General features: G+C 51.4%; 11 tRNA genes. All 11 read left to right on the top strand.

The window, feature by feature from the left end:
* Nucleotides 1–92: 92 nt before the first annotated feature.
* A tRNA-Val gene (locus HMPREF0848_RS10115) sits at nucleotides 93–165 on the top strand.
* A gap of 2 nt (nucleotides 166–167) precedes the next feature.
* Nucleotides 168–240, top strand: a tRNA-Asp gene (locus HMPREF0848_RS10110).
* A gap of 19 nt (nucleotides 241–259) precedes the next feature.
* Nucleotides 260–332: transfer RNA gene (locus HMPREF0848_RS10105), tRNA-Lys, on the top strand.
* A 5-nt stretch (nucleotides 333–337) separates the two neighbouring features.
* A tRNA-Leu gene (locus tag HMPREF0848_RS10100) sits at nucleotides 338–419 on the top strand.
* Nucleotides 420–430: 11 nt separating this feature from the next.
* Nucleotides 431–503: transfer RNA gene (locus HMPREF0848_RS10095), tRNA-Thr, on the top strand.
* Nucleotides 504–509: 6 nt separating this feature from the next.
* Nucleotides 510–581: transfer RNA gene (locus tag HMPREF0848_RS10090), tRNA-Gly, on the top strand.
* A 6-nt stretch (nucleotides 582–587) separates the two neighbouring features.
* Nucleotides 588–673: transfer RNA gene (locus tag HMPREF0848_RS10085), tRNA-Leu, on the top strand.
* 14 nt (nucleotides 674–687) lie between these two features.
* Nucleotides 688–761: transfer RNA gene (locus HMPREF0848_RS10080), tRNA-Arg, on the top strand.
* Between the two features lie 6 nt (nucleotides 762–767).
* A tRNA-Pro gene (locus tag HMPREF0848_RS10075) sits at nucleotides 768–839 on the top strand.
* A 5-nt stretch (nucleotides 840–844) separates the two neighbouring features.
* A tRNA-Met gene (locus tag HMPREF0848_RS10070) sits at nucleotides 845–918 on the top strand.
* A gap of 19 nt (nucleotides 919–937) precedes the next feature.
* A tRNA-Ile gene (locus HMPREF0848_RS10065) sits at nucleotides 938–1,011 on the top strand.
* Nucleotides 1,012–1,039: the final 28 nt, after the last annotated feature.

Raw genomic sequence — 1,039 nt, 5'->3', positions numbered from 1 at the left:
TTAGCTTAGTTGAATTGAGAGGCAATCGAGATTTCAATCGGCGGATAAGAGAAACGAAGTTTCTGACCGTTGGCTGAGTTAAACGACCAAGAGGGAGTTTAGCTCAGCTGGGAGAGCATCTGCCTTACAAGCAGAGGGTCAGCGGTTCGATCCCGTTAACTCCCATAGGTCCCGTGGTGTAGCGGTTATCACGTCGCCCTGTCACGGCGAAGATCGCGGGTTCGATTCCCGTCGGGACCGTTCAAGTAGAAATATTTGAGACTCGTTAGCTCAGTTGGTAGAGCAATTGACTTTTAATCAATGGGTCACTGGTTCGAGCCCAGTACGGGTCATATATGCGGGTGTGGCGGAATTGGCAGACGCACCAGATTTAGGATCTGGCGCTTAACGGCGTGGGGGTTCAAGTCCCTTCACCCGCATAAAAGAGATAGCCGGCTTAGCTCAGTTGGTAGAGCATCTGATTTGTAATCAGAGGGTCGCGTGTTCAAGTCATGTAGCCGGCATTCTTTGCGAACGTAGTTCAGTGGTAGAACATCACCTTGCCAAGGTGGGGGTCGCGGGTTCGAATCCCGTCGTTCGCTTGAGGAGCCGGGGTGGCGGAACTGGCAGACGCACAGGACTTAAAATCCTGCGAAAGGAAACTTTCGTACCGGTTCGATCCCGGTCCTCGGCATAATTTAATAAAGAGCACCCTTAGCTCAACTGGATAGAGTACCTGACTACGAATCAGGCGGTTAGAGGTTCGACTCCTCTAGGGTGCATGTTATCGGGAAGTAGCTCGTTGGTAGAGCACTTGGTTTGGGACCAAGGGGTCGCAGGTTCGAATCCTGTCTTCCCGATTTATGGCGGTGTAGCTCAGCTGGCTAGAGCGTCCGGTTCATACCCGGGAGGTCGGGGGTTCGATCCCCTTCGCCGCTATATCATATATGGATTACTTGGACCTTTAGCTCAACTGGTTAGAGCACTCGGCTCATAACCGAGCGGTCGTAGGTTCGAGTCCTACAAGGTCCATATATTGTTTATATTATTTGGAGGATTA

It is taken from the genome of Streptococcus sp. C150 (assembly GCF_000187445.1).
Classification (GTDB): Bacteria; Bacillota; Bacilli; order Lactobacillales; family Streptococcaceae; genus Streptococcus; species Streptococcus raffinosi.
This window is presented reverse-complemented; position numbering and strand designations above follow the sequence as displayed.